At 65.9% G+C, this 936-nt stretch carries 1 protein-coding gene; it reads right to left on the reverse strand.

Annotation, left to right across the window (positions count from 1 at the left end; all coding sequences use genetic code 11):
* Window positions 1–18: 18 nt before the first annotated feature.
* A partial coding sequence (locus tag NKI25_RS36245) for an IS3 family transposase (protein WP_353000968.1) occupies window positions 19–936 on the reverse strand: 918 nt, incomplete at its 5' end.

Raw genomic sequence — 936 nt, forward strand, 5'->3', positions numbered from 1 at the left:
TGACCTGCCACCGAATTTTCATCCAGCGGCAATTAGAGCCTCGGCGGGTTGTACGCCGTATGGCGCGGGTTGAGCAACGGGCGATCGGCGGAGCTGGTCGGGGTTGTGCAGCTGATCGCCCGTTGCGGTGAGATTGGCGGAATAAGCCGCGGGCGTGATGTAGCCGAGCGCCGAATGTGGGCGCGATCGGTTGTAGTCGTCCGCCCATTCGGCGATCGTCGTCCGGGCATGGTCGAGGCCCAAGAACAAGGTTTCGTTCAAGAGTTCGTCGCGCATCCGGCCGTTGAAGCTCTCGCAGAAGCCGTTCTGCATCGGCTTGCCCGGCGCGATGTAATGCCATTCCACCTTGTGATCCTTCGACCAGGCGAGGATGGCGTTCGAGGTGAACTCGGTGCCATGGTCGGAGACGATCATGCCCGGCTTGCCGCGGCGGGCGACCAGTTCCGTCAGTTCGCGCGCGACACGCCGGCCTGAGATCGAGGTGTCTGGGATCGCCGCCAGGCATTCGCGTGTCACGTCGTCGACGATGTTGAGCACGCGGAAGCGCCGGCCGCAGGCGAACTGGTCGTGGACGAAATCCAGCGACCAGCGGGCGTTCGGCCTTGCCTCGACCAGGATCGGTGCGCGGGTGCCAACCGCGCGTCGTCGTGACCGTCGCTTGCGAACCGTCAGCCCTTCCTCGCGATAGAGCCGATAGATGCGGTTGATCCCCGACGGCTCGCCCTCGCGTCTGAGCAGGATGAACAGCCGCCGATAGCCGAAGCGCCGGCGCTCATTGGCAAGGTCTCGCAAGCGGCCGCGCAGTTCCGTCTCAGGGGGCCGGCAGGACCGGTAACGGATCATCTTGCGGTCGGCAGCGACGATCGAGCAGGCCCGCCGCTCCGACAGGCCCATGGCGGCCCTCAGATGCGCGACGGCTTCGCGCTTGGCGACGGG

It is taken from the genome of Mesorhizobium sp. M0808, assembly GCF_040320025.1.
Taxonomy (GTDB): Bacteria; Pseudomonadota; Alphaproteobacteria; order Rhizobiales; family Rhizobiaceae; genus Mesorhizobium.